The 1,666-nt window shown below is 59.8% G+C and carries 1 protein-coding gene; it reads left to right on the top strand.

Annotated elements, in window-relative coordinates; genetic code table 11:
- The first annotated feature begins 74 nt into the window (after nucleotides 1-74).
- A protein-coding gene (locus CR103_RS21705) for an IS3 family transposase (protein ID WP_229443777.1) occupies nucleotides 75-1,636 on the top strand; the annotation gives its coding sequence in 2 pieces (ribosomal slippage) (nucleotides 75-546 and nucleotides 546-1,636; 1,563 coding nt in all).
- Nucleotides 1,637-1,666 lie beyond the last annotated feature (30 nt).

The following is a 1,666-nucleotide window of genomic DNA, read 5'->3' as shown; positions in this document are numbered from 1 at the left end:
CCCCCTGTGTCAGGATAGATGTCGCGTCATTTGATTCACATTAATCGTATTCGGGGGCGGAGCAAAGACATGCAGTGAAACGTTATTCAGCAGAGCGCAAAGAAGCCATCTTGAGACGGATGATGCCGCCGGAGAACCGGTTGGTGTCCGTGTTGGCAAGGGAGAATGGCATCTCGGAACAGACACTTTATACTTGGCGACGACATCTACAATCGCAGGGAGTGCCAGTGCCGGGAAATGGTAAGAACGCCGAGGAATGGTCCTCGCAAGACAAGTTCGGGGTGGTGCTGGAAACGGCGAAGCTGAACGAGGCCGAACTGGCCGAATATTGCCGCAGCAAGGGGCTTTTTGTCGAGCAGGTGGCGCAGTGGCGCCAGGCCTGCCAGGAAGCCAATATGGCGCCCGTCGAACGCAGCCGGCAGCACCGTGAGCAGCAAGACCAGGGCAAGAAGGACCGCAAGGAAATCAAGGAACTGAAGCAAGATTTGCGTCGCAAGGAGAAGGCGCTGGCGGAAACTGCTGCGTTGATCGTGCTGCGAAAAAAGGCCCTGGCGATCTGGGGGGAGCAAGAGGAAGATTGACCGCCCCCGCGGATCGCCAGTTGGTGAAGGACTTGATACGAGAAGCAGCGGCGAGTGGCTGCCGCTTGGCGCCGGCGTGCGCGATGCTCGACATCAGCTTGCGGACCTATCAGCGCTGGCTCAATGATGACGTGAACGGCGTGGCCGATGGGCGCAAGGGCAGTCGCCAGAGCGCGCCGGCTAACAAGCTCAGCATGGATGAGCGGGCGCAGATCCTGGCCGTGGCCAACAGCGGCGAGTTTGCCAGCAGCCCACCGAGCCAGATCGTGCCGACGCTGGCCGACCGTGGCCAGTACCTGGCGTCGGAATCGAGCATGTACCGAATCTTGCGGGAACAAGCGCAGCAACAGCACCGTGGGCGTGCCAGGAAGCCCAGCAAGCGGGTCGTGACGAGCTACTGCGCCACGGAAGCGAACCGGTTGTGGGCGTGGGATATCACGTGGCTGCCGGCCGCCGTGAAGGGCATGTATTTTTACTGGTACATGGTGCTCGACATCTACAGCCGCAAAATCGTCGGCCATGAAGTGCACGCTTGCGAGTCGGCAGAACAGGCGGCGCTGTTGATGCGCAAGGCCAGCCTGGCGGAAGGGTTGGCGGGACGCAAAGTGGTGCTGCACTCCGACAACGGCAGCTCGATGAAAGGGGCGACGATGCTGGCGACGCTGGAAAAACTGGGCATCATGCCGTCGTTCAGCAGGCCCCGCGTGAGCAATGACAACGCCTATGCCGAGTCACTGTTCAGGACCTGCAAGTATCGTCCTGACTACCCGTCGAAGCCATTTGAGAGCCTTGACGAAGCACGGCGCTGGACCTTGAAATTTGTGCAGTGGTACAACCATGAGCACAAGCACAGCGCACTGAAATTTGTCACGCCAGCGCAGCGCCATGGTGGTCAGGCCAACGCCATTTTACGGCACCGTGAGCAAGTCTACGCAGCGGCGAAACAGCGTACCCCGGAGCGCTGGGCGGGACGGACCCGGGACTGGGAACTGCAGGACCAGGTCTGGCTGAATCCAGAACGGAATCAGCCAGAAGTATTAGAGAAAGCTGCTTGATTGACGCGACATCTTTGTTGACAACTACCG

Source organism: Massilia psychrophila (genome assembly GCF_002760665.1).
GTDB lineage: Bacteria > Pseudomonadota > Gammaproteobacteria > Burkholderiales > Burkholderiaceae_D > JAFCUW01.
This window is presented reverse-complemented; position numbering and strand designations above follow the sequence as displayed.